The 24,546-nt window shown below is 64.7% G+C and carries 21 protein-coding genes; 5 read left to right on the top strand and 16 right to left on the bottom strand.

Annotated elements, in window-relative coordinates; genetic code table 11:
• Positions 1-284: 284 nt before the first annotated feature.
• From FHW97_RS08615 to FHW97_RS08560, 12 genes are all read right to left on the bottom strand, one after another.
• The gene (locus FHW97_RS08615; protein ID WP_022677736.1) at positions 285-1,292 is read right to left on the bottom strand and encodes an NADPH:quinone oxidoreductase family protein; all 1,008 of its coding nucleotides are present in this window, start codon (positions 1,290-1,292) and stop codon (positions 285-287) included.
• Positions 1,292-2,464, bottom strand: coding sequence for an acetyl-CoA C-acyltransferase (locus FHW97_RS08610; protein WP_062786832.1), 1,173 nt, complete (start codon positions 2,462-2,464; stop codon positions 1,292-1,294). Before FHW97_RS08610 ends, FHW97_RS08615 begins: the two co-directional genes overlap by 1 nt.
• Before the next feature lie 17 nt (positions 2,465-2,481).
• The gene (locus tag FHW97_RS08605) at positions 2,482-2,934 is read right to left on the bottom strand and encodes a MaoC family dehydratase (RefSeq protein WP_171798701.1); all 453 of its coding nucleotides are present in this window, start codon (positions 2,932-2,934) and stop codon (positions 2,482-2,484) included.
• Complete coding sequence (locus FHW97_RS08600; RefSeq protein WP_171798700.1) at positions 2,931-4,652, bottom strand: acyl-CoA dehydrogenase; 1,722 nt, start codon at positions 4,650-4,652, stop codon at positions 2,931-2,933. The genes FHW97_RS08605 and FHW97_RS08600 overlap by 4 nt, the downstream gene beginning before the upstream one ends.
• The gene (locus tag FHW97_RS08595) at positions 4,652-5,770 is read right to left on the bottom strand and encodes an acyl-CoA dehydrogenase family protein (RefSeq protein WP_171798699.1); all 1,119 of its coding nucleotides are present in this window, start codon (positions 5,768-5,770) and stop codon (positions 4,652-4,654) included. The genes FHW97_RS08600 and FHW97_RS08595 overlap by 1 nt, the downstream gene beginning before the upstream one ends.
• Positions 5,771-5,773: 3 nt before the next feature.
• Entirely contained in the window at positions 5,774-6,973 is a 1,200-nt protein-coding gene (locus FHW97_RS08590; RefSeq protein WP_022677731.1) for an acyl-CoA dehydrogenase family protein, read from the bottom strand.
• Positions 6,974-7,058: 85 nt separating this feature from the next.
• Positions 7,059-8,711 carry a long-chain-fatty-acid--CoA ligase gene (locus FHW97_RS08585; RefSeq protein WP_169048498.1) on the bottom strand — a complete coding sequence of 551 codons (1,653 nt, stop codon included), beginning with the start codon at positions 8,709-8,711 and terminating at the stop codon, positions 7,059-7,061.
• Between the two features lie 37 nt (positions 8,712-8,748).
• Entirely contained in the window at positions 8,749-10,782 is a 2,034-nt protein-coding gene (locus tag FHW97_RS08580; RefSeq protein WP_171798698.1) for a 3-hydroxyacyl-CoA dehydrogenase NAD-binding domain-containing protein, read from the bottom strand.
• A gap of 13 nt (positions 10,783-10,795) precedes the next feature.
• Complete coding sequence (locus FHW97_RS08575; RefSeq protein ID WP_171798697.1) at positions 10,796-11,593, bottom strand: SDR family NAD(P)-dependent oxidoreductase; 798 nt, start codon at positions 11,591-11,593, stop codon at positions 10,796-10,798.
• Positions 11,590-12,366, bottom strand: coding sequence for an SDR family NAD(P)-dependent oxidoreductase (locus FHW97_RS08570; protein WP_022677727.1), 777 nt, complete (start codon positions 12,364-12,366; stop codon positions 11,590-11,592). Before FHW97_RS08570 ends, FHW97_RS08575 begins: the two co-directional genes overlap by 4 nt.
• A 14-nt stretch (positions 12,367-12,380) precedes the next feature.
• Positions 12,381-13,397, bottom strand: coding sequence for a phosphotransferase family protein (locus tag FHW97_RS08565; protein ID WP_171798696.1), 1,017 nt, complete (start codon positions 13,395-13,397; stop codon positions 12,381-12,383).
• The gene (locus tag FHW97_RS08560) at positions 13,394-14,641 is read right to left on the bottom strand and encodes an acyl-CoA dehydrogenase family protein (RefSeq protein WP_171798695.1); all 1,248 of its coding nucleotides are present in this window, start codon (positions 14,639-14,641) and stop codon (positions 13,394-13,396) included. Before FHW97_RS08560 ends, FHW97_RS08565 begins: the two co-directional genes overlap by 4 nt.
• A 255-nt stretch (positions 14,642-14,896) precedes the next feature.
• Here FHW97_RS08560 and FHW97_RS08555 point away from each other — a divergent pair, with 255 nt between their 5' ends.
• The 3 genes from FHW97_RS08555 (at position 14,897) to FHW97_RS08545 (ending at position 18,088) form a co-directional block, all read left to right on the top strand.
• Positions 14,897-16,126, top strand: a complete 1,230-nt coding sequence (locus tag FHW97_RS08555) for a TetR/AcrR family transcriptional regulator (RefSeq protein ID WP_171798694.1) — start codon at positions 14,897-14,899, stop codon at positions 16,124-16,126.
• A gap of 115 nt (positions 16,127-16,241) precedes the next feature.
• The gene (locus tag FHW97_RS08550; RefSeq protein WP_370525372.1) at positions 16,242-16,919 is read left to right on the top strand and encodes a response regulator; all 678 of its coding nucleotides are present in this window, start codon (positions 16,242-16,244) and stop codon (positions 16,917-16,919) included.
• Positions 16,916-18,088: an ATP-binding protein gene (locus FHW97_RS08545; protein ID WP_171796786.1), complete on the top strand. Its 1,173-nt coding sequence runs from the start codon at positions 16,916-16,918 to the stop codon at positions 18,086-18,088. Before FHW97_RS08550 ends, FHW97_RS08545 begins: the two co-directional genes overlap by 4 nt.
• 34 nt (positions 18,089-18,122) lie before the next feature.
• On the opposite strand, the gene FHW97_RS08540 is transcribed toward FHW97_RS08545, so the two are convergent.
• Positions 18,123-18,899 (bottom strand): class II aldolase/adducin family protein, encoded by a 777-nt coding sequence (locus FHW97_RS08540; RefSeq protein ID WP_171798693.1) that lies wholly within the window; start codon positions 18,897-18,899, stop codon positions 18,123-18,125.
• Positions 18,900-19,155: 256 nt separating this feature from the next.
• Between FHW97_RS08540 and FHW97_RS08535 the strand changes: the two genes are divergently transcribed.
• Positions 19,156-20,220 (top strand): amidohydrolase, encoded by a 1,065-nt coding sequence (locus FHW97_RS08535; protein WP_253941691.1) that lies wholly within the window; start codon positions 19,156-19,158, stop codon positions 20,218-20,220.
• Positions 20,221-20,341: 121 nt separating this feature from the next.
• On the opposite strand, the gene FHW97_RS08530 is transcribed toward FHW97_RS08535, so the two are convergent.
• The 3 genes from FHW97_RS08530 to FHW97_RS08520 all read right to left on the bottom strand — a co-directional run bounded on the left by FHW97_RS08530 (position 20,342) and on the right by FHW97_RS08520 (position 23,601).
• Complete coding sequence (locus tag FHW97_RS08530; protein WP_022677720.1) at positions 20,342-20,692, bottom strand: cupin domain-containing protein; 351 nt, start codon at positions 20,690-20,692, stop codon at positions 20,342-20,344.
• A gap of 79 nt (positions 20,693-20,771) precedes the next feature.
• A complete protein-coding gene (locus FHW97_RS08525) occupies positions 20,772-22,199 on the bottom strand; it encodes an aldehyde dehydrogenase family protein (protein ID WP_171798692.1) in 1,428 nt (475 codons plus the stop codon).
• A gap of 124 nt (positions 22,200-22,323) precedes the next feature.
• Entirely contained in the window at positions 22,324-23,601 is a 1,278-nt protein-coding gene (locus FHW97_RS08520; protein ID WP_171798691.1) for a cytochrome P450, read from the bottom strand.
• Positions 23,602-23,765: 164 nt separating this feature from the next.
• On the opposite strand from FHW97_RS08520, the gene FHW97_RS08515 reads away from it, so the two are divergent.
• The gene (locus FHW97_RS08515) at positions 23,766-24,413 is read left to right on the top strand and encodes a class II aldolase/adducin family protein (RefSeq protein WP_171798690.1); all 648 of its coding nucleotides are present in this window, start codon (positions 23,766-23,768) and stop codon (positions 24,411-24,413) included.
• Positions 24,414-24,546 lie beyond the last annotated feature (133 nt).

Raw genomic sequence — 24,546 nt, 5'->3', positions numbered from 1 at the left:
GTAAACCAAGTGCAACCCCAGCGCGGCGCCCAGCCCGCGTGGACAAATCCAGCGCTTCTGGAACGACCGAAACTGGTGGCTGGCTGCCGAATGCGCAATGACGGCAGCCAAGGTGCAAGTTATCAAGCTGGACCCCGGATCAAGTCCGGGGTGACGAAGAATTTGAGAGAATATATGTACTTATCGTCACCCCGGACTTGATCCGGGGTCCAGCTGTTCTGCTTGTGTAAAACGCCAGCATGGCCGCAACTGGCGTTTCCGGGCATCGCATTCGTCCACAGACCCTAGTCGTCCTGCGACAGTCTCACGACGACCTTGCCGATGGCCGAACGGTTGGCCAGCCGCGCGATCGCGGCGCCGCCTTCGGCGAGGGGGAAGACGCGGTCGATCCGTGGCTTGATCTGTCCGTTCTGCCACCAGTGCAGCAGTTCGCGCACATGGGCGCGATGGCGTTCCGGTTCGCGGGAAACGAAGCCGCCCCAGAAAACGCCGCGCACGTCGCAGGCTTTCAACAGCGTCAGGTTGAGCGGCAAATGCGGTATCCCCGCCGGGAAGCCGGTGACGAGGTAGCGACCTTCCCAGGCAATGCTGCGGAGCGCCGGCTCGGCATAGTCGCCACCCACGGGATCGTAGATCACATGCGCGCCGTGTGGGCCCACGGCCGCCTTGAACGTTTCGGCCAGCGCCTTGGACGCGGCCTTGTCCAAGGGGCCTGACGGATAGATCACCGTGCTGTCGGCCCCGGCCTGGCGCGCGGCGGCGGCTTTTTCCGCGCTGGAAACGGCAGCGACAACCGTGGCGCCAAGCGCCTTGCCGATCTCGATCGCAGACAGGCCGATGCCGCCCGCCGCGCCCAGGACCAGCAGCGTTTCACCAGCCTTGAGTTGCCCGCGATCCTTCAGCGCGTGGATCGTGGTGCCATAGGTGAACACGAGCGCGGCGCCTTCGACCGGATCTGCGCCGTCGGGCAGGCGGATGGCCGAGGCGGCGGGAACGATGACCTGTTCGGCCAGCCCGCCCCCAAGCGTGATCGCGATCAACCGATCGCCGATCGCCCAATCCTCCACGCCCTCGCCCAGCGCATCGACGACACCGCAAACCTCCGATCCCGGTGCGAAGGGGCGGGTTGGCTTGAACTGGTACTTGTCCTCGATGATGAGCACATCGGGATAGTTGATGGCGCAGGCGATGACGCGGATCCGCAGTTCCGATCGACCGGGCTGCGGTGTTGGCAGCTCGGCCAGTTCCAGCGTTTCAGGGCCGCCGGGCGCGCGCGAGATGAGCGCCTTCATCACAGCACCTCGAACAGGCCGGCCGCGCCCATGCCGCCGCCCACGCACATCGTCACGACAACGTGCCGCGCACCGCGCCGCTTGCCCTCGATCAACGCGTGACCGACCATGCGTGCGCCCGACATGCCATAGGGATGGCCGATCGAGATGGCGCCGCCATTGACGTTGAGCCGGTCATCGGGAATGCCCAGCGTGTCGCGGCAATACAGCACCTGCACGGCAAAGGCTTCGTTAAGCTCCCACAGCCCGATGTCGTCCATGCCAAGGCCGAACCGTTCGAGCAGCTTGGGCACTGCAAAGACGGGGCCGATGCCCATTTCATCGGGCTCTGTGCCGGCCATTGCCATGCCGACATAGCGGCCGAGCGGCGTGAGCCCGCGATCGGCAGCCAGCCTGGCTTCCATGACCACGCAGGCCGAAGCGCCATCGGACAGTTGCGATGCGTTGCCCGCGGTGATGACACCGCCTTCGACCACCGGCTTGAGCGCGGCGAGCCCATCTGCCGTGGTCTCCGGGCGATTGCCCTCGTCCTTGGTCAGCGTGACGTCGCGGTGCGAAATTTCGCCGGTGGCCTTGTCGGCGACGGCCATCGTCGCGGTTACGGGTACGATTTCCTGGTCGAAGGCCCCGGCGGCCTGGGCCCTGGCCGTCTGTTGCTGCGAGCGCAACGCATAGGCATCCTGCGCGGCGCGCGAGATGCCATAGCGCTTGGCGACAATCTCGGCGGTCTGAAGCATCGGCATGTAGATGTCTGGTACCATCGCGAGCAGCGCGCGATCGGGCTCCACCCGCATTTGCGGCGTCTGCACCAGCGAAATGGATTCAACGCCGCCGGCAACGACCACGTCCATGCGATCGACGATGACCTGCTTGGCAGCCGTGGCGATCGCCATGAGCCCGGAGGAGCATTGCCGGTCGATGGTGAGGCCCGAGACCGTTACCGGCAGGCCAGCGCGCAAGGCGGCGGTGCGCCCGATCGTGTGCTGCACGCCCTGCGGCAAGGCAGAGCCGATGATGCAATCGTCAATTTCGGCCGGGTCCACGCCGGCCCGCTCGACGGCGCTGCGGATCGCATGCGCGGCGAGCGTGGGGGAGGGGGTGGCGTTGAACGCGCCGCGATAGGCGCGGCCGATCGGGGTACGGGCGGTGGAAACGATGACGGCTTCGCGCACGAGAATCTCCTGATTTTTTAAATCGTGAATTGGGTGAGCCACATGGCGGCAAGAGCAGGCTTGGCGTGCCCCTCGATCTCGATCGAGACATCGAGTGTCTGCTGAAAGCGGCCGGGCGCCTTCTCGGTGATGTCGACAAGTGTCGACGCCAGGCGAATCCGGCTGCCAGAGCGAACCGGCGAGATGAACCGCACGCGGTCCAGCCCATAGTTCACGCCCATCTTGACAGGCGGCATGGCGGGGCGGGTGATCGAGCCATCGAGCCAGGCGAGCAATGACAGGGTGAGGAAGCCGTGCGCGATCGTGCCGCCGAACGGCGTTTGCGCCGCGCGCGCCGGATCGACGTGGATGAACTGGTGGTCGTGCGTCGCTTCGGCGAAGAGATCGATCATCTTCTGATCGACGATGACCCAGTCCGAATGGCGGGTTATGCCGATCTCTGCCTGGATGGCAGCGGTAAAATCGGTCATGCGAATGCCTCTTCCGGCAGGTTGCGCACCAGATCGCTGTGCGTGTCGACCACGCGGAGCCACGCCAGCGCCTGTGGCAGTTCGGTTTCGGCCATGAAACGGCACGCAGCGAGGATGCCGGGGCGCAGCGGACTATCGACGGCGGCCTTCCCGGCCTGGTCCAACCACAACCACATCACGACACCGTGGCCGAAGGCGCGCAGAAACAGCGTCGCATCGTCAAAGGTGTCAGCGCCGCTGCGCTTCTGCAGCCCGGCAATGGTCTGTGCCAGTCGGTCCCAGAAGGCAGTCAGGGCAGTGGCGCAACCGGCCAGGGCGCTATCCGCGCATACCGCCGTGGCGGTGATCCTGTCGCGCAGCATGGCAAGGCCGCGCCCGTCGGAAAACAGGATCTTGCGTCCCAGCAGGTCGATCGCCTGGATGCCCGTGGTGCCTTCGTGGATCGGGTTGAGGCGGTTGTCGCGGTAGAGCTGCTCGACATCGAAATCGCGCGTGTAGCCGTATCCGCCCAGAACCTGGATGGCGAGGTCGTTGGCGGCGAGACCGAACTCGGACGACCACGTCTTGGCCACCGGGGTGAGCAACGCGAGCAGCGCCTCTGCATCCTCCCTCGCCTGATCGACAAGGTGCGCGCAATAGAGGCAGAGCGCGATCGCACCCTCGGCATAGACCTTTTGCCGCAGGATCATGCCGCGAACGTCGGGATGGTCGATAATCGGCAGCGGATCGCCGCCCTTGGTGCCGACAGCGCGGCCTTGCACCCGTTCGCGCGCATAGCGCAGCGATTGGCGATACCCGCGATAGGCCAGGGCGGCCGCGCCCATGCCAACCCCGATCCGGGCCTCGTTCATCATCATGAACATCTGGGCCAGCCCCTGGCCCGGCGCGCCGACGCGCCATCCGATCGCGCCCTCGCGCTCGCCGAAATTGAGCAGGCAGTTGGACGTGCCGCGAAAGCCCATCTTGTGGTTGAGCCCGGCCACGACGACATCGTTGGGCGATCCATCCGCAAGCCATTTGGGCACGACGAACAGCGAGATGCCCTTCGATCCGGCCGGAAGCGCGCCATTTTCGTCGGTGATCTTGGCGAGGACGAGGTGGACGATATTCTCGCTCACATCCTGGTCGCCGCCCGAAATCCACATCTTGTTGCCGGTGATCCGATACCGGACGCCGTGCTCGTCCTCGCCATCGGGGGCGGCGCGGGTGCGGATATCGCCCAGGCTCGAACCGGCTTGCGGCTCTGACAAGCACATCGTGCCAAACCAGCGCCCTGCGATCTGCGGCCGCGCGAACCGCGTGATTTGCGCGGGCGTGCCGAACGCGGTGATGAGACGGGCATTGGCCGTCGTCAGCATCGGATAGGCAGAGGTCGACACATTGGCTGCGGCAAAGACCGCATACAGCGCCAGCGATGTCGTCGTGGGAAGAGCGAGCCCGCCCAGCTCTTCGGGGAAGCTGATGCCGAACAGGCCGAGTTCGGCATAGCGGGCCAGGGCCTGCTTGATCGCGGGCAGAATATGCACGCCATCGGTGTCGAGCGTTGGTTCCTGGAGGTCGGCCTGGCGATAGTGCGGCATGAATTCGTCTGCCGCGAGCTTGTGCGCCATTTCCAGCATGGCGAGGAACGTGCCATGGTCATCCCCGCCCAGTGCATCCAGCCAGTCGCCCAGCTGGAAGGCAAGCAGTGCGGCCGAGGGCAATGCGTCGCTGCTCATCAGGCGTGCCCCAACGCGATGAAGCGGCCAAGATGATGGTCTTCGTCGCCGAGCTGGTGGCCAATCATCGTCAGCCGCTTGGCGTAGTGCGAGAGTGGCAGCTCCCACGTCATGCCGATGCCGCCGTGCATCTGGATGGCTTCCTCAGCCACCAGCGTGCCGACGCGGCCGATCGTGTACTTGGCGGCCGAGACGGCACGCTCGCGGGTGCGCCGATCCTGGCCCAGCGCATCGGCGGCGCTGATCGCGGCGGAGCGCGCCAGCTCGATCTCCAGCGCCACGGTGGCCATGCGATGTTGCAGCGCCTGGAACTTGCCGATCGGCACGCCGAACTGTTTTCGCGTGCGCAGGTAATCGAGCGTTGCGGTCTTGAGCACGTCCATCACCGCGACGGCCTCCCAGGCAAGCGCGACGATGCCGGCGGCGATCGCCTGCTCGATGAGGGGGAAGCCGTCCTCGGCCACCAGCGTGGCAGGCGTGTTATCGAGGACCAGCTCGCCGCCGCGCCCACCATCGACCATGGGATAGCCGCGCACCTGGGCCGCCGCCTTGTCGAGAAGGAACAGGCCGATGCCGGCTTCATCGCCCGGTGCGCCGGCGATCCGCGCCGAAACGAGAATGCGATCGGCCGCCTCGATCTGCGGTACGACCGCCTTGCGACCATGGAGCGCCCAGCCCTCGCTGTTGGGCAAGGCATGGGTTTCGACGTCGTGGAGATCGTACCGGCTCTGCGGCTCTTCATGCGCAAAGGCGATCAGGGTAGTCCCGGCGATCACCTCGGCCAGCACCTCGGCCAGCAGCGCGTCCTGCCCGCCCGCTGCCTTGGCCAGTGCCTGGCCGGCGATCAGCGTGCCGAGGAACGGCTCGACCACGAGTGCCTTGCCCAATCCTTCGAACACGGCCGCAATGTCAAAGCCGGTGCCGCCAAAGCCGCCCGCTTCCTCGCCGAACAGGGCGCCCACGACACCCAGTTCCGCCAGTTCCGCCCAATGCGTGCGTGACCAGCCTTCCGGCGACGCGCTGATCTTGTTGCGGATGTCGAACGGGTAACGCTGCTGGAGGTAGCGGCCGAGCATGTCGGCCAGCATCTGCCGATCTTCGCTGTGGTGGAAATACATGGCTCAGAGCTCCAACAGGGCTTTGGTGATGATCTCGCGCTGCACTTCGTTGGAGCCGCCGAAGATCGAGAGCTTGCGGTTGTTGAAATAGTCCACCGCTACTGGCGCGGCATAGTCCGGCCCGATCGGCGCGCCGTTGAAGCCCTCGTCCAGCGCCTCGCTGACAAAGGGCTGGGCGTATGGCCCCAGCGCGCGCCGGGTGAGGCTGGTGATCTCCTGGCGGATCTCGGTGCCGCAGATCTTGAGCATCGCGCTCATTTCCAGCGGCGCCGACCCGCCGCTTCCCGAAGCGGCCAGCACGCGCAGGTTGGTGAGCTTGAGGTTCTCGAGGTTGATTTCCAGCCGGGCGAGACGCGCGGCGAACAACGGGTCTTCCGCGAGCGGCCGGCCCCCCTTGCGCTGGCTCTGCGCGATTTCCTTGAGGTGGTTGAACGCCGCCATCGAGCCGCCAACCCCGGCCAGGCCCGCGCGCTCGTAAGTCAGCAGGTATTTGGCATAGGTCCAGCCCTTGTTCTCCTCGCCAACCAGGTTTTCCGCCGGCACGCGCACATCGGTGAAGAACACCTCGTTCACCTCGTGCTCGCCGTCGAGCAGGATGATCGGGCGAACTTCGACGCCAGGCGTTTTCATGTCGATCAGCAGGAACGAGATGCCCTCCTGCTTCTTGCCCTCGGTCGAGGTGCGCACCAGGCAGAAAATCATGTCGGCATACTGGCCAAGCGTGGTCCAGGTCTTCTGGCCGTTGACGACGTAGTGGTCGCCATCGCGCACCGCGCTGGTTTTCAGGCTGGCAAGGTCAGAGCCGGCACCAGGTTCGGAATAGCCCTGGCACCACCAGTCGGTACCGTCGAGGATACGCGGCAGCCAATGATCCTTTTGCGCCTGCGAACCATATTTGATCAGCACCGGGCCAAGCATCGAAACGCCGAACGGGACGATGCGCGGTGCGTGGGCCAACGCGCTTTCGATGTCGAAGATCGCCGCTTGCGCCACCGACCAGCCGGGGCCGCCATATTCCTTGGGCCAGTGGTTGGCATACCAGCCGCGCTCGTTGAGGATGGCGTGCCATTCGACCATGTCCTGCTTGGTGAGCCGCTTGCTGGTGCGCACCTTTTCGGCGATGCGGGTGGGCAGCCGATCCTTCAGGAAAGCCCTGACTTCCTCACGGAAAGCCATTTCCTCGGGCGAGAAGTGGAGATCCATCAGATCAACCTTTCAAACAGGCCGCCATGCGGCTGGCGGGGGGCAGGGGCAGGGCGGAGGCCGCCGCGACAAGCGGAGCAGGGCATCAGGCCACGCCCGCCTGGGCGTTATCGGCATGGGTGGCACGGATGAGCTTCTTGTCGATCTTGCCGACGCTGGTGCGGGGCAGGCCCTCGACCACGGCAAAGCGCTCCAGCTTGGCATAACGGGTGATGGTGCCTTGGCTGATCGCTGCCTCGATCGGCGCGTTGAGCGTTTCGAGCGTCAGCGCGGCGCCGGGCCGTACGACCACGACCGCCAAGGGCCGCTCGCCCCATTTGGCGTCTGGCATGGCCACCACTGCCACTTCCACCACACCTTCGGCAGTGGCGACGAGTTCCTCCAGCTGGATGGAATCGATCCATTCCCCGCCGGTCTTGATCACGTCCTTCAGTCGGTCGCGGATGCGGATGTAGCCATCGGGATCGATCGTCGCGATGTCCTGCGTGTGCATCCAGCCGCCGTGCCACAACGTTTCCGAGGCCTTGGCATCGCCGGTGTAGCAGGGGGTAAGCCAGGGCGCGCGCAGCACCAGTTCGCCGCGCGTCTGGCCGTCATGCGGCAAATCATTCATGTCATCATCAACGATCCGCGCAGAAATCAGCGGGGCCGGGACCGTTGCGGTCAATGCCTGGATTTCTGCCGCGTCATCGCCTTCGGTGCCGGGGCGGATACGCGCGACCGAGACCAGCGGCCCGGTTTCCGACATGCCGTACCCCGCGATCAGACGCATGCCCTTGCGGCGCCCTTCGGCGCAGAGTTGCGGCGACAATGCCGATCCGCCCACGGTGATCGTCCAGCCGCTGACATCGGTGCCGGTCTTTTCGGCCGCATCGAGCAGCATCCGCAGGATGGTCGGCACGCAGTGCGAATAGGTCACCTTGTGCTGCGCGTGCAGCCGGCACAGCATCTCGGGCTCGTACCGACCCGGATAGACTTGCGTCATGCCCAGCATCGTCGCGACATAGGGCACGCCCCAGGCATGGACGTGGAACATCGGCGTCAGCGGCATGTAGACGTCTTTGTAGGCAAAGCCGGTGCCGTCGGCCGCGCCGAACGGCGCGTTGCACGCCAGCGTGTGGAGCACCAGCTGGCGGTGGGTAAAGCACACGCCCTTGGGATTGCCGGTGGTGCCGGTGGTGTAAAAGGTGGTGGCAACGGCGTTTTCGTCGAAGTCCTCGAACGGATAATCCGGCGAAGCTGCGGCCGACAGCGCTTCGTACTCGCCCTTGGCATAGGCCGGCAGCGCGCCTTGCGTGCCATCCATGATGGCGACCACCGCCTTTACGCCGGGCAGCGATGGCAGCACGGCTTCAACCAGCGGAAAGAAATCATGGTGGACGAGCAGGATCTCCGCCTTGGCGTGGTTCAGCGTGTAGGCAACCTGCGGCGCGGGCAGGCGCACGTTCACCGTCTGCAGCACCGCGCCCATCATCGGAACGGCGAAATAGGCCTCGAGATAGCGGTGGCTGTCCCAGTCCATCACCGCGATCGTCATCCCCTGCTCGGCACCCAGGTCCGCCAGCAGCGAGGCGAGCCGGCCGACCCGCCCGGCAAACTCGCGATAGGTCCAGCTGCCCTGGTCGCGATAGACGATCCGCCGGTCGCTCGCCGTGGTCAGGGCACTATCGAGCAGGTGGCGGATGGTCAGCGGGAAGCGATAGGCCTCGGTCGCCGGTTCAGCGAAGCGTAGCGGCATGATGCTCTCCTCTTGTCTTGTCTTTTTTGTGCGTCGCTTATCGGTCGAGCGGCTTGCCTTGCGCGGCGCAGTCCAGCAGCAGCGGCGACAGCATGAATTCGGCGCCCAGCGCTTGTTGGTAGCGTGTCAGGGCCTGCGCGATCTTGTCCAATCCGACCGTGTCTGCCCAGAACATCGGCCCGCCCTTGTGACGCGGCCAACCATAGCCATAGTTCCACACGACATCGATGTCCGACGCGCGTTGGGCGATGCCTTCTTCCAGGATCTTGGCGCCTTCGTTGACCATCGAGTACAGCGTGCGCACCATGATCTCCTCGTCGGAAATATCGCGCGGGACGATCCCGGCCCTGGCGCGGAAATCATCGATGATCGTCGCGACGACCGGCGATGGCGTCGGCCGCCGCTTTTCGTCGTAATCGTAGAAGCCGGCCTGCTTCTTCTGGCCCCAGCGCCCCTCGGCGCACAGCGCGTCCTGAAGGCTTTCGATGCGGCTGGGATCGCGATGCCAGCCGATATCCACGCCGGCGAGATCGGCCATCTGGAACGGCCCCATCGGCATGCCGAAGTCGGTATGCACGCGATCGACCTGTTCCGGCGTCGCGCCTTCCAGCAGCAACGCGTTGGCGTTGGCCTGGCGCGGGATCAGCATGCGATTGCCGATGAAGCCATAGCAGACCCCCGCAACCACCGGCACCTTGCCGATTTTGCGCGCGATATCCATGCCAGTGGCCAGCGCATCGGGCGCGGTTTTGGCGCCGCGTACCACCTCGACCAGCTTCATCACGTTGGCGGGCGAGAAGAAATGGAGGCCGAGCACGTCCTGCGGGCGCGTCGTTGCCGCCGCGATTTCGTCGATCGAGAGATAGGAGGTATTTGACGCAAGCATCGCGCCCGGCTTGGCGATGCCGTCGAGCCTGGCAAAAATCTCCTTCTTCACGTCCATGTTTTCATAGACCGCCTCAATGATGAGGTCGCAGTCGGCAAGCGCTGAAAAGTCGAGCGTCGGGGTGACAAGGCCCATCGCCTTTTCGACCTGCTCGGCGGTGAGCCTGCCCTTGGCGGCAGTCGCCTCATAGTTCTTGCGCATGACGCCGATGCCACGGTCCAGCGCATCCTGCGCCATCTCGACCATGGTTACCGGGATATGCGCCGAGAGGAAATTCATCGAGATGCCGCCGCCCATCGTGCCCGCGCCGATCACGCCGACCTTGGTGATCGGGCGGAGCTGGATATCCTTGGGCAGGCCATCGATCTTGGCCGCGGCGCGCTCGGCGAAGAAGACGTGGCGCAGCGCCTTGGACTGCTCGCCGGCGACGAGTTGCTGGAATAGCGCGCGTTCCTTTTCCTGCCCTTGGTCGAGCGGCAGTTCGGTTGCCGCCTTCACCGCCGCGATGCAGGCTTGGGGCGCGTCGAGGCCCTTGATCTTGCGGGCATTTTGGGCCGCAAACTGTTCAAACACTGCCGGATCGGCCGAAACCGAACGATCGCCGGTGCGGCGGGGCGCAGTGAGCGTGCGGGCATAGGCGATCGCCTCGGCGGCAAGGCTTTCGTCACTTTCGGCCAGTTTGTCGACGAGCCCGGCCTGCGCCGCCTTGCTCGCCGCGATCGGCGTGCCCGAGACGATCATGCCAAGCGCGGTTTCCACGCCGACGAGGCGCGGCAGCCGTTGCGTGCCACCGGCACCGGGCAGGATGCCAAGCGAGACTTCGGGCAGGCCCAGCCTGGCCTTGGGGCTGGCGATCCGGTAATGCGCGCCCAGCGCCACCTCCAGCCCGCCGCCCAGCGCCATGCCATGAATGGCGGCGACCACCGGCTTGGCGCTCGCCTCGATCGCATCGACCACCTGCGGCAGCCAAGGATCGACCGGCGGCTTGCCAAACTCGGTAATGTCGGCGCCACCCGAGAACATCTTGCCGGCGCCGCGAATGACGATCGCCTTGATCGCCGGATCGCCCTGCGCATCGGCCAGCGCCTTGGCCAGCCCCTGGCGGACCTGCGCGCCCAGTGCATTGACCGGCGGGTTGGCCATGACAATCTCGAGGACGTCGTCGTGAAGCTTGGTCTCGATCATGGGATATCTCTCGTCAGAAGGACGTCTCGCCCAGGCCGCGCGGCCGGGCGAAGGGATGGGAGGAGGAGAGGCCGGCATCGACGACCAGGGCATGGCCGTTGACGTAGCTGGCTTCGTCGGACGCGAGGAATGCGACCGCGGTGGCGATCTCGATGGGCTGGCCGCCGCGCTTGAGCGGGTTGAGTTGCCCCAGTTGGTCGCTTTTGCCCTTGGCGCGGGCGCGTTCGTAGAATGACTGGGTCATGCCCGTCTCGATCAGGCCAGGGCACACCGCATTGACGCGAATGCCCGATCCGCTGAGCTGCTGTGCCGCAGTCTGAACAAGATTGATCACCCCCGCCTTGGATGCGGAGTATGCCGGGCCACCCGCGCCGGCCCGCAGCCCTGCGACCGAGGCGGTACAGACGATCGCACCGGCGGTTCCGGCATCGAGCATGGCCTTGGCGCCATGCTTGATGGCAAGGAACGGACCGATCAGGTTGACCTGCAGCAGGGCCTGCCAATCTTCCACCGACTGGTCGAAGATGCCGGCCATGCCGCCGCTGATCCCGGCATTGGCAAAGATCACATCGATCCCGCCATGGGTCTGGATTGCGGCGGCGATCATCGCGATGACATCGCCCTCATTGCCCGCGTCCCCGCGCATCGCGGTAATCGCGGGATGTGCGGCAGCCGTCGCTTCCACGCCATCGGTGAGGTCGACCGCCAAAACCCTTGCGCCTTGTTCGGCAAACAGGATGGCCGCGGCGCGGCCAATTCCCGATGCCGCGCCGGTGACGAGGACACTCTTGCCGGCAAACCGCGCGTTCACAGGCCGCCCCGGATAGTCGTGCCACCGTCAACGACAATGCCCTGGCCGGTGACATAGGCGCCGGCTTTCGAAGCGAGGAAGACCGCCGCGCCCGCGATCTCGTCGGGCTCGCCAATGCGGCCGAGCGGGGTGACGCGCTTGAGCGCGGCCTCTGCCTCCGGGTCTTCCCACAGCGCCTTGGCAAAGTCGGTGCGGATCACCCCGGGTGCGATGGCGTTGACGCGCACGTTGTGCCTGCCAAATTCGATCGCAAGGTTGCGGACCAGCTGGAAATCGGCGGCCTTGGACACGTTGTAGGCGCCGATCACGTCGGACCCGATCAGCCCGCCGATCGAGGAGACGATCACGATTGCGCCGTTCTCGCGCTCGATCATTTCGGGCACGACCATGTTGACCAGCCAGTGATTGGCCAGCACGTTGTTGTCGAAGATCTTGCGGAACTGCTCGTCGGTGATCCCCGCCATGGGCCCGTAATAGGGGTTGGAGGCCGCGTTGCAGACGAGGATGTCGATCTTGCCGAACCGCTGGCGCGTTTCCGAGACCAGCGCCTGCAGCATCGCCTTGTCAGAGATGCTGGCCGCGATGGCGATGGCGCGTTCCTCGCCATGCGTGGCGTTGATGGCGTTGGCAACTTCCTCGCAAGCCTGCTGCTTGCGGCTGGAGATCACCACCTTGGCACCGGCATCGGCATAAGCCTCGGCGATGGCGCGCCCAATGCCGCGCGACGATCCGGTGATGATCGCGACTTTGCCGGTCAGATCGAACAAGTCCATGTTTTTCGCTCTCCTTATGCGGTGGCGCCGGCCTGGCGTGCTTGTGCCCAGGCGGCCTGGGCCAGCGGCCGCAATTTGGCGACGGCTTCTGCGGCCCTGCTGCTCGAGGCATTGCCATCGATCAGACGCTTCTTGATGCCCTGGACGATGCCGACCAGGCGGAACAGGTTGTAGGCAAAATACCAATGCAGATCGGGCAAGGCGTCTCGCCCGCTTGCCGCGCAATAGCGGTCGACCATGGCGCCAAGCGGCGGCAGCCCTTCGGCCGCGAGATCGAGGCCGGCGAGCCCCGACCGCCCGTCACGCGGCATCGCCCAGTTCATCGCGAAATACGTGAAGTCGGCCAGCGGATCGCCGATCGTGGTCAGCTCCCAATCGAGCACCGCGGCCACCTTGGGGGCAGTGGGGTCATAGATCAGGTTGTCGATCCGGTAGTCGCCGTGGATGATCGCGGTGCGGGTCTGCGCGGGCACTGTACGCGGCAGCCAATCGATCAGCTTGTCCACCTCGGCAATGTCGTCCGTCTGCGCGGCGCGATACTGCTTGGTCCAGCGCTGGATCTGCCGCTCGAAATAGTTGCCCGGCGGTCCGAAATCACCGAGCCCGACGGCCTGGTGATCGATCGCGTGAAGCGCCGCCAGCGTATCGACCATCGCCTCGTAATAGGCATGGCGATCGGGCTTGGGGATATCGGGCAGCGTGCCATCCCACAGCGTGCGGCCCTCCACCAGTTCCATCAGGTAGAAGGCGGCACCGATCACGCTCTCGTCCTCGCACAGCGCAATCGGACGGGGCACGGGAAATCCGGTTGGGGAAAGGGCCGAGATCAGGCGAAATTCACGGTCGACCGCATGGGCCGACGGCAGCAACTGGCCAAACGGCTTGCGCCGCAGCACGAAATTTCCGGCCGAGGTTTCGATGCGGTAGGTGGGGTTGGACTGCCCGCCGGCAAACTTCTCCACCGCGCGCAGCTCGGCAGAGGTGGCCTGTTTCAGCCATCCCGCCAGCTTGTCCTGGTCGAGATCGCTCATCGCGCGGCGTCACGGTATTTGCCGAGTTCCGCGCGGGCGATGGCGCGGGCGTGCACCTCGTCAGGGCCGTCGGCAAGGCGCAGCGTGCGGATGTTGGCCCAGTCTGCCGCCAGCTGGAAATCGCCCGAGACACCAGCGCCGCCATGGGCCTGCACGGCATCGTCGATGATTTTCAGGGCCATCATCGGCGCCTGCACCTTGATCATCGCGATCTCGTTGCGGGCGGCCTTGTTGCCGGCGCGGTCCATCATGTCGGCCGCCTTGAGGCATAGCAGCCGCGTCATCTCGATGTCGATGCGGGCACGGGCGACGCGTTCCTCCCACACACTGTGTTCGGAGAGGCGCTTGCCGAACGCGGTGCGCGATACCAGCCGCCTGGCCATGGCCTCCAGCGCCTCCTCGGCGGCGCCGATCGTGCGCATGCAGTGATGAATGCGGCCCGGCCCGAGCCTTCCCTGGGCAATCTCAAAGCCGCGGCCCTCGCCCAGCAGCAGGTTTTCCGCCGGCACGCGCACATCGGTCAGCGTGACCTCGGCATGGCCGTGGGGGGCGTGGTCATAGCCATAAACCGACAGCAGCCTCTCGACCTTCACGCCGGGCGTATCGACATCGACCAGGATCATCGCCTGCTGGCTGTGCGCGGGGGCATCGGGATCGGTCTTGCCCATCACGATCGCCAGCTTGGCGCGCGGGTCGCCCATGCCAGACGACCACCACTTGCGCCCGTTGATCACATAATGATCGCCGTCACGCCGGATCGTGGTGCGGATGTTGGTCGCATCGGACGAGGCGACCTCGGGCTCGGTCATCAGGAACGCCGAGCGGATGGTGCCCTCCATCAGCGGCTTGAGCCAGCGATCCTTCTGCGCCCGCGTGCCATAGCGGTGCAGCACTTCCATGTTGCCGGTGTCGGGCGCCGAGCAGTTGAACACTTCCGAAGCCCAGCCGATGCGCCCCATCTCTTCGGCGCAGAGCGCATATTCAAGATTGCTGAGCTGCGTTCCCTCGAACACGAAGCTGTCGTCCACATGGCTATGGCCCGACGCCGGCGGCATGAACAGGTTCCACAGCCCGGCAGCCTTGGCCTTTGGCTTGAGCGCCTCGATCGTTTGTGATGGCGTCCAGCGATCGCCGGTGTTCACCTCTGCCTCATAGGCTTCGACCTGCGGCCTGACGTGCGCGGCGATAAAATCACGCACCGCGCCTTGGAAGTGCCGCTCACGTTCGGTGAAGGTGAAATTCATGGACCTCTCCAGAGGCTGGCCGACTCAAGGGCCATACCCTAAGTTCTAATTATGCCTGACCATGACGCATCTCTGCAGACCTGTCCAGCAGGACTCGACAAGCAAAACGAGATATATTGCGTAAAATCGGCACGGCTCGTCGCTTTGTCAAAACTGACCCGATATTCGAATCGCAGTTTGGGGTGGTGCAATCTGTGGGTCGACAGCCGCGGCGCGAGTGGCGATAAGGCATGCATGTGCGACACCATCCCCCCCATGCCTGGCGCGGAAACCGGCGCTGTCTTGGTCGATAGCGCGACCCGCTTTGACAGGCAGAAGCAGCGCATCGTCGATGCGGCGACGGCGCTGTTGAACGACAAGGGCATGCGCGGGATGACGCTGTCTGACGTGGCGACCGAACTGGGCCTGAGCACGACCAGTGTGACCTACTACTTCCGTCGCAAGGAGCAGCTGCTGACGGCGGTGTTCGAAGACACGCTCGGCCGGCTGGCAGCGATGGTGGATGCAGCGCAGGCAGAGGCGACGCCCCGCGCGCGCGTTGCCCGCTACGTCGAACTGCATTTCGAGCACTTTGCGGGAACCCTGCGTCAGTCGGAACGGCCGCTGGCAAACCTTTCCGAAATCCGCTCGATGGACGAGCCGGCGCGATCATCGCTGATCGAGCAATATCGCGGCACGCTGCGGGCGATCCGCAGTTTCTTTGGCCCGGCCCGCGATGCCTCGCACCGCGACGTGCTGATTGCGCGCGCGCACATCCTCAACGAGGCGCTGCTATGGCAGCGCACATGGCTCGGGCAGTTCGCGATCGGGGATATGCCCAATGTCCGGCAGCGTTTTTTCCGGATTCTCGACGGCGGTATCGTCACGCCCGGCACGGCCTGGGACGTTCGCGTGTTCACGCCGGGGGCGGTAACCGATGCCGGCGACCAGGAAAGCTTCCTGCGCGTGGCAACGCGTTTCATCAATGCCACCGGCTATCGCGGCGCGTCCGTCAAGCGGATCATGGCGGAATTCAATCGCACCAAGGGCAGTTTCTACCATCATCTCGATTCCAAGGATGATCTGGTCGTCGCGTGCTGGCGGGCCAGCCACCGTCGCCTGGCCGATTTGCAGACCAGGGCCAGGGCCGAGCAGGCATCGGCGTGGAAGCGGCTTTCCGCCACGGTGCAGTCGGCGCTGCAGTTGCAGTTTGCCGACGAGTTCCCGCTGCTGCGCGTGACGGCCTATCAGGCGATGCCGCCTGCGGTTCGCGCGCTGGCGCTGCGCTATGCCCAGCGCACGGCGCTCGGCATGATGGGCGAGCTGGTGGAAGGGATGGCCGAAGGCGCCGTTCGCCTGGTCGATCCGTTCATCGCCGCACAGTTTCTGCTCGCGGCAATCAACGCGGCCTACGATCTGCAGGGGTGGCGCAAGGATCGCTCGCTGGCCGTGGTGATGGATGCCTACAAGTCGGTATTGGGCAACGGCTTGTTCGCCCCGGAGTGAGGGGAGGGCCTTTCCCGCGCCGCTCGGCTGGCTTGTATAATATAGTCAGGGCTATAATACCTGCGGCTATGTCGCAATCGCTGGGCAACAATGCATGACCGAGTCCGGGCCCCTGGTGCTGGTCGTCGAGGACGAGCAGAAAATCGCTGACATTATCCGGGCCTATTTCGAGCGCGAGGGCTACCGCGTGGTCCGCGCCGCAGATGGGGAGGAAGGCGTCCAGAACCACTACCGGCTGGCCCCGGACCTCGTCATCCTCGATGTTAAGCTGCCCAAGCTCGATGGGTTTCAGGCCTTGGCGCGGATGCGCGCGCATTCCGACACGCCGATCATCATGGTAACCGCGCTGGGCGAGGATTACGAACGGCTCGCGGGGTTGCGCATCGGGGCAGACGACTATGTCGTCAAGCCGTTCAATCCGGCCGAACTGGTGGCGAGGTCTGCCGCCGTGCTGCGCCGGGCAAGGTCGCAAAGTGTGCCGCAGCGGCTGCGGATCGGGGTGATCGAGATCGATTGCGATGCGCATCTCGTGTCGGTTTCCGCAGGCGAGGGGCCGCGCCGCCTGATCGAGACGACCATCACGCAATTTCGCTTGCTCGAATATCTCGCCCGCGCGAGCCCGCGGGTGGTCGGTCGCGGCGCGCTGCTCGATGCCTGCCTGCCGGAAGGAGAGGCGCTTGAACGGACCGTCGACAGCCACCTGTCGAAATTGCGGCGCAAGCTGGAGATGGCCGGGGCCGGCGACGTGCTCGAAAGCGTGCGCGGCGTCGGCTATCGATTGTCGGCGCGATGATGTGGCGCACGCTGCGCCTGCGCACGCAACTGGCGGCGGCGATGATCCTGGCCATCCTGCTGGCCATCCTGTTCGGCTATGTCGGGCTCAATCTCTTCGCGCGATGGCAGGAGCAGATGATGCTCAATGCGCTCGATCCGGTTGCGCGCCAGACGCTGATGGAGGTCAACGCCGGGGGAAGACCGCCGGCGGCAGCCGCTGTCGCGCTTTACAAGGAACGGGTGCGGATCGCGCAGACCATCGACCACGAACAGAGCGTGCTGCTGATCGGATTGGCTGCGCTGGCGTCGATGTTCGGCATCGCGGTTGGCCTGGCGCTGGCCACCCGCCTGGCCCGCCCGATCGAGGCAGTGAGCCACGCGGCGCGCGCGATCACCTCGGGCGATCTGTCGGCGCGGGCGGCCGAAGGGCCGCCGGGCGCGGGCGAGCTACGGCAATTGCTGTCCGATTTCAACAGCATGGCCGAGGCGCTGGAAGCCTATGACCGTGATCTGCGCGAAGGCTCTGCCGCCATCGCGCACGAGTTGCGCACCCCGCTGACAATCTTGCGCGGGCGGCTGCAAGGCCAGCTGGATGGCGTGTTTGCCACCGATGGTCCCGCGATCGCCGCGCTGATCCAGGAGGTGGATCTGCTCGCGCGCATCGTTGAGGATTTGCAGACGCTCAGCCTGGCCAATACCGGCCGTCTCGAACTGAATGTGCGTTTGGCCGATATGGCGCTGCTCGCCGCCACGCACCTGCACGCCCTCGAGCCGATCCTGGCCACGGCCGGTATGCGCCTGGAAACGCGCCTCGCGCCGACCCTGGTCGAGATGGATGAGCAACGGCTGGGACAGGTCCTGCTCGCGCTTGTCGACAACGCCCGCCGGCATGCCGCAACAGGTGGGGTGGTCGAAGTCGAAACGAAAATTGACGGCGCCAGCGCCTTGCTGATCATTACCGATCGTGGTCCCGGTCTGCCGTCGCACGAGCCCGATCAGGTTTTTCGCCGCTTTTGGCGGGGTGAACCGTCGCGCAGCCGGGTGCACGGAGGCAGTGGCCTTGGCCTCGCAGTGGTGAAAGCGGTTGTCGAGGCGCACGGCGGGACAGTCCTGGCAGGCGACCGCCCGGATGGTGGCGCGGTGTTCCAGGTACAGTTGCCGCGGCAGCAAAGGCGGGGCAAAGCCTGATACGCTGCCCCGCCGTGGCCAAACCGGCAGGACCTCAGCTGTCGTAACCGGGCAAGCGGCGATCGAGCTGGCGCAGGAAACCCGGCCAAGCCAGCATCGCCGATTTTGCGCGTCCGGTACTCACCTGCTGCCGCACTTCTTCCTGCGCAGCGGCCGGCGCGAGCATCACCTTGTCCCGCCCGATCGACAGCGCAGCCACCTGCTGGGCACATGCCTTTTCAAGGTAATACATGCCGAGCCACGCCTCTGCCGCCGTTTCTCCCACCGCAAGCGTGCCATGGTTGCGCAGGATCATGGTCTTCTTGTCCCCCAGGTCGGCGACGATCCGCTCGCGCTCCTCAAGATTGAGCGCGATCCCTTCATACCCGTGGTAGCTGATCGAGGGCAGCGCGATGAGCGCATGCTGCGTCAGTGGCAGAAGCCCCTCGCTATGGGTGGACACGGCAACGCCGTGATCGGAGTGGAGGTGCATGACGAAACGGGCGTCTTCGCGCGCGCCGTGGATCGCCGAATGGATCGTGAAGCCGGCCGGGTTGACCTTGTATGGCGTCGGCTCGATGATCTTGCCATCCAGATCGATCTTGACCAGCGACGAGGCCGTGATCTCTTCGAAAAACATCCCATAGGGATTGATCAGGAAGTGGTGATCATCCCCGGGCAGTCGCGCCGAAATGTGGGTATAGATCGCGTCATCCCAGCCGTGCAGGGCGACAAGCCGATAGAGCGCGGCCAGTTCTACGCGGATCTGCCATTCCTGCGATGCGGTATCGGTCTGTGCGGTTGTCCGGTCTGCCGGCGCGAGCGTGTCCATTTCAGTTCTCCTGTCCATCAATCGCTATCGTTATTACAACCGCGGCGCTGATCCCGGCTGGGCCTCGCCGCGCCCAGTTTCCGGGCCGCTATGCGTAGTGCGCATGCTACCGCACCGGCTTGACCCAATCAATAGCGATAGCTATTAATATGCGTGCCCGCCGCTTTGCCGGCCCGGAACCGCATTTCACAGGGTTAAGATCGCCGAGGCGCTGGGGCAGGGGTGGTGTTGGGCCACAGCAAAGGACAGCGATAGCATGCGGCTGGGTAACGCAGCGCGGATAATGCCGCGCGAGGACGCGATCGATCCCGATCTGCCGATCATCGATCCGCACCATCATCTTTGGCAGGACCATCCCGAAAGCCACTATGCGGCAAAGGCGGTGCATCCGTTCAACGATATCTTTGCCCAAGACCCCGTGTATCTGCGCGACGAGTTCCTGGCGGACTTGCGCACCGGCCATAACATCATCGCCACGGTCTATGTCGAATGCGGCGCATTCTACCACGAGCACGGATCGGAGAACGATCGCGCGCTGGGTGAGATCGAACGGGTAGAGGAAATCGCACAGGCATGCGCGGGCGATCCTTCGGGAGGTCAGCCGTGCGCGGCGATCGTGGGCTATGTCGATCTGACCAGCGATGATGCCGCTGCGGCGCTGGCGCGCGCGAAAGCGGCCGGCGCGGGCAAGCTCCGCGGCATCCGCAACATCGGCCCGCATGACGACGAACGCGTGCTCGGCCCCGTCGCCCCAGCGCCCCGTGGGCTCTATGGCAGCGACGCCTTTCGGCGCGGCTTTGCCGCATTGGCCGAGGCAGACCTTTCGTTCGATGCCTGGGTATTCGCGCCGCAGATCGGGGAAGTGACGGACCTCGCCCGTGCGTTTCCGCAGGTGCCGATCATGCTGGATCACGTTGGCACGCCGCTGGGGATCGCGCGGCATCGCGGCACGCTGGCAGCGACCTTTCCCGATTGGCAACGCGCCATCCGGGAACTGGCGACCTGCCCCAACGTCCACGTCAAGTTGGGCGGGCTGGGCATGCCCTTCACGATGCTCGACGGCCTCGGACCCACGCAACGCGTTGGTTCTGAGACTCTCGCGCGCCTGTGGCAGCCCTATATCGAAAGCTGCATCGAAGCCTTTGGGCCGGACCGTGCGCTGTTCGAAAGCAACTTCCCCGTCGACCGCTGGGGCGCAGACTATGTCGAAACCTGGAACGCGTTCAAACGTCTGACGCGGTCCGCCTCGGCAGACGAGAAATCGTGGCTGTTCGCGCGCTCTGCTGCCAAATTCTATCGTCTCGACGTTCCCATCGCCTAACATACCGTCGACCGCCAGTAACGGTCCTGTTGCGCGCCCAAATAAGAAGGCCTGCCCCGGCATGCGGTCGGAGCAGGCCTTCTCGCGACGGCGGTCTGCGCGCCTGCGTATCAGGCGGGGATCACGCCAGCCGCAGGCAGAACCGCTTCTGCACCGGTTCGGTCACTTTCCAGGTTCCGGTGAACCCTGCCTCGACCATGAAGGCATCCCCGGCCTTGACGCTGACCGTCTCGCCGCCATCCGCAGTCAGTTCGATCGCGCCTGCGATCAGATAGATATATTCGTGATAGGGCGTGTTCTCGGAATGCCAGGTGCCGGTGGTGGAATGCCAGGTCCCGGTCACCATGGTCTTGTCTGCCGTCTGGAATTCGAGCCACGTCTTCATCGTGGGAGACCCTTCGACAGGTTTCCAGTTGTCAGACGGGTTGGGATTGAAGAGCCCGGTTTCCGGGGCCGAAATTGCAACGCTCATATCGCATCCTTTTCATGCGTGCTTGGGCAGGTCGAATTGGAATTGTGGGAGAAATTATTCAGCGCGGCGCTGCGCCGGTTTACTCCTGGCTGGCGTAACCGAGCACGGCCTTCACCTCGACGAACTCGTGGAAGCCGAAATCGCCCCATTCGCGGCCATTGCCGCTGCGCTTGTAGCCGCCGAATGGCGCCATCAGATCGCGCGCGCCATTGATCGATACCTGGCCCGCGCGCATCCTGGCTGCTACCTTGCGCGCCGTGTCGATATCTGCCCCGCTGACATAGGCGGCGAGCCCATATTCGGTGTCGTTGCCGATTTCGATTGCCTCGTCGAGCGTCTGGTAGGCCATGATCGACAGGACGGGACCGAAGATTTCCTCCCGCGCGATGGTCATGTCAGGCGTCACGTTGGCGAACACCGTGGGCTGGACATAATAGCCCTTGTCCAGGCCTTCGGGGCGCGCGACCCCGCCGGCGACCAGCGTTGCGCCTTCATCGATGCCTGACTGGATAAGCCCGCGAATCTTGTCGAACTGGGCCTGCGAGGCAACGGGGCCGATCTGGGCGTTGCCATCAGGCGGCCCGACCGTGATGCTGCTTGCGGCAGCCCGCGCACTCTCGATCGCTTCGGCCATGCGCGCGGCCGGCACGAGCATGCGCGACGGCGCATTGCAGGACTGGCCGGAGTTGATCATCATGCCCTGCACGCCGCCGGCAACGCTTTGCGGCAGATAGGCATCGTCGAGCACGATGTGCGGGCTCTTGCCGCCCAGTTCCTGCGCCACCCGCTTGACGGTTGCGGCGGCGTTGCGCGCCACTTCGATGCCTGCCCGCGTCGATCCGGTGAACGACACCATGTCGACTTCGGGATGCGAGGAAAGCGGCACGCCCACACCAATGCCGTCGCCATGAACCAGGTTGAACACACCAGCGGGAAGCCCGGCGGCCTCCAGGATCTCGGTGAAGATCTGCGCCGAAAAGGGTGCGATCTCCGATGGCTTGAGCACCATGGTGCAGCCTGTGGCAATGGCCGGCGCCACTTTGCAGGTGATCTGGTTGAGCGGCCAGTTCCACGGCGTGATCAGGCCGCAGACCCCGATCGGCTCGCGCGCGATCAGCGTCTGTCCGCGCTCCTGGGTGAATGGAAACGTCTTGAGAATTTCCAGTGCGGTGGCGAGGTGCGCCAGCCCGATCTGCACCTGGGCATTGCGCGCCAGCGAGACCGGCGCCCCCATTTCCTCGGTCACGGCGGCGGCAAGATCGTCGGCGCGCTTCTGGTATTCCGCCAGAATGCTGCCCAGGATGGCGAGCCGGTCTTCCCGGCTGGTGGCAGACCAGCCAGGAAAAGCGCGCCGCGCTGCGTGAACGGCCTTGTCGACGTCGGCAGCGGTGCCCAGCGCAATACGGCCGGCGACCGCCTCGGTCGCGGGATTGAGGACATCGAGGGTCTCTTGGCCTGCCGGTTCAACCCATTGGCCGTCGATGTAAAATCGTGTGTACTCGCGCATGTCGGCTCCTCTCAAATCGGCGTGCCCGCGGTTCATCCGAACCAGGCGGGGGTGGTTGTGTATAGAGTAGCTATAAATATCGTTGTTAATCGTGCTGGCGCTGCGTCGGCAAGGCGTTGTGCAGTCAGGTTGCTGGCACGAGGCGAAGCGGAAAGCGCTCCATCTGGCCCATGGCGTGCGCCGGAATCCATTGCGGCGCTGCCGTTCCGGGGGTGAGCGTCAGGCCGCGGGCCATTACCGCGTCGAGCAGCACTTCGATCAGCATCACGGCCACATACCGGCCAGGGCAAATGTGCTGGCCACCGCCGAACGTCGTGCTGCCCTTGCGCGAGCGATCGAGGTCGAAGCGCAGCGGGTCGGTCACAGCCGCTGGGTCGAAGCCGCCGATGCCCCACATCAGCGAGACGATCGCGCCGCGCGGTATGCGCACGCCCGCGAAGATGACCTCCTCCATCGCCCAGCGGGGCAGGTGGATCACGGGCGGCTCGATGCGCAATGCTTCGAAGATGGCACTGGTCACAAGTTGCCGGTCAGTAACCACCCGCGCCAGGGCGTCTGGATTTTTCAGTAGCGCGAACAGCGTGTTGGCGGCGCCAAGGGCCGCGGTATGAAAACCGTCGATCAGGTTGCCGGCCAGCATGGCGCCAACATCGCGCGGGACGATTCCCGCCTCGTCGGGATCGTCCGGCAGTTCGATCCGCCGGAGGTCGTCGGCCAAGGCAACGACGAAGAGATTCTCGCCCCGACGAAGGCTGCGCTCGGCCGCTGCCCTGATCACGCGCCAATATCCGCGCATGGCGTTGTCGAGCACGATGTAGTCTTCGGCGTTGCGGTCGAAGTGAAAAAGCCGGGTCAGGTCCTGCGTATAGGCCTGCATCGCCACGATTTCGTCGGCGTCCATCTCCAGCATGCGGCCCCAGAACCCGCAGGTGAGCCGTTCGGCGACGTCGCTCATGACGTCTATCTCGCCAAAAGGCGCAAGATCATCGAGGATTTGCTGTACGGTTTCCTCCGCCACCGGCCGCATCGCGCTCACCTCTCTGGGGCCGAGGCGGGAAACCAGCGCCTTGCGCACCGGCCGATGGATCGGCGGATTGGCGGTGAAGACCTGGTTTGCCACCACGCGCGCGACTTCGGCACCCAATGGCGGCGTGGGATCGTCCATCCGCGTGAGCGATTCGCCAAACAGCACACCGGCGGGAACGTTGCCGATCTGGGGCAGGGCGCCCAGTTTCTGCAAATCCGCATTGCGGAAAACCGCCAGGTTCCCGTCCTGGTCCTGAAGGAAACGAGGCTCCGGGCCGGCAAAAACGCGCTCTGCAAAGGGGCGGATGCTATCGCGGCCGCCGGTGAAACCGAACTCGGCAAGCGTTCCCAGGCTTCCGATCTCGACACTGTCCATTCGTCGCATCCCTTCTCGTCAAGCGCGGCTGCAGCGTAGCGTATGCGGCTGGCATAAACAATAGTCTGGACTATTCTATTGGCTGCGGTATCTGTGCATCTGGATGGAGCGAATCGTGCCTTTGAAAGGCGCTTTCGGCGGCGCGTTTCGCGCAAGGAGGGCTCATGAGCGATCAAACCGAAAAGCAGGCAAGAAACCAGCTGGCAGAGGCTTACCGACGGGTTGTGGACCTCGGCCTGACCGAGCTGTCTTCGGGAAACCTGAGTGTCCGTTTCGGTAATGGCATGCTTATTTCACCGGCGGGCGCTGATGGCGACAATATTTGCGAAGAGAGCATTGTCTATGTCAACGCATCGGGGGACTGGGATAAAAGTCTCAATCCGTCGAGCGAGTGGCAGTTGCATGCCGGCATATATCGCAACGATGTCAATACCACAGCAATCGTGCACACGCACTCCGACAATTGTGTTGCGGTGTCGTGCCATTGCCATTCGTTGCCGCCGTTTCACTACCTTGTCGGCCTGTTCGGTGGAGACGACGTTCCGTGCGTGCCTTATTCGACCTTTGGCAGCGAAACGCTGGCGCAAGATGTCTCGCACGCGCTGATCGACCGCTACGCCTGCCTCATGGCCAACCACGGCATGACCGCGCGCGGGCCTTCGATGCCCATTGCGATGATGTTTGCCCATCGGCTCGAGATTCTTTGCCGGCAATATCTCCTGGCGCAGCAGTTGGGTGAGCCAAACCACCTGTCGGCCGAAGATATGGACGCGTTTCGAGAAAAGATCTCGAAGATTTCATACGGACGATAGGGTATATCTTCTTCAGGCGGAATTTTCCGCAACCGACTGAAAATCATCTGCACCGCCGTCGTTTGTTGAAAGCTGATGAGTGCGTGATTTTATTATGTCGACCGTAGCGGATGATTTCTGTTGCTTCGTTGCA

Source organism: Novosphingobium sp. SG754 (assembly GCF_013149315.1).
Lineage (GTDB): Bacteria > Pseudomonadota > Alphaproteobacteria > Sphingomonadales > Sphingomonadaceae > Novosphingobium > Novosphingobium capsulatum.
The sequence above is the reverse complement of the archived record's forward strand: the minus strand, read 5'-3'. Positions and strand labels throughout refer to the sequence as shown.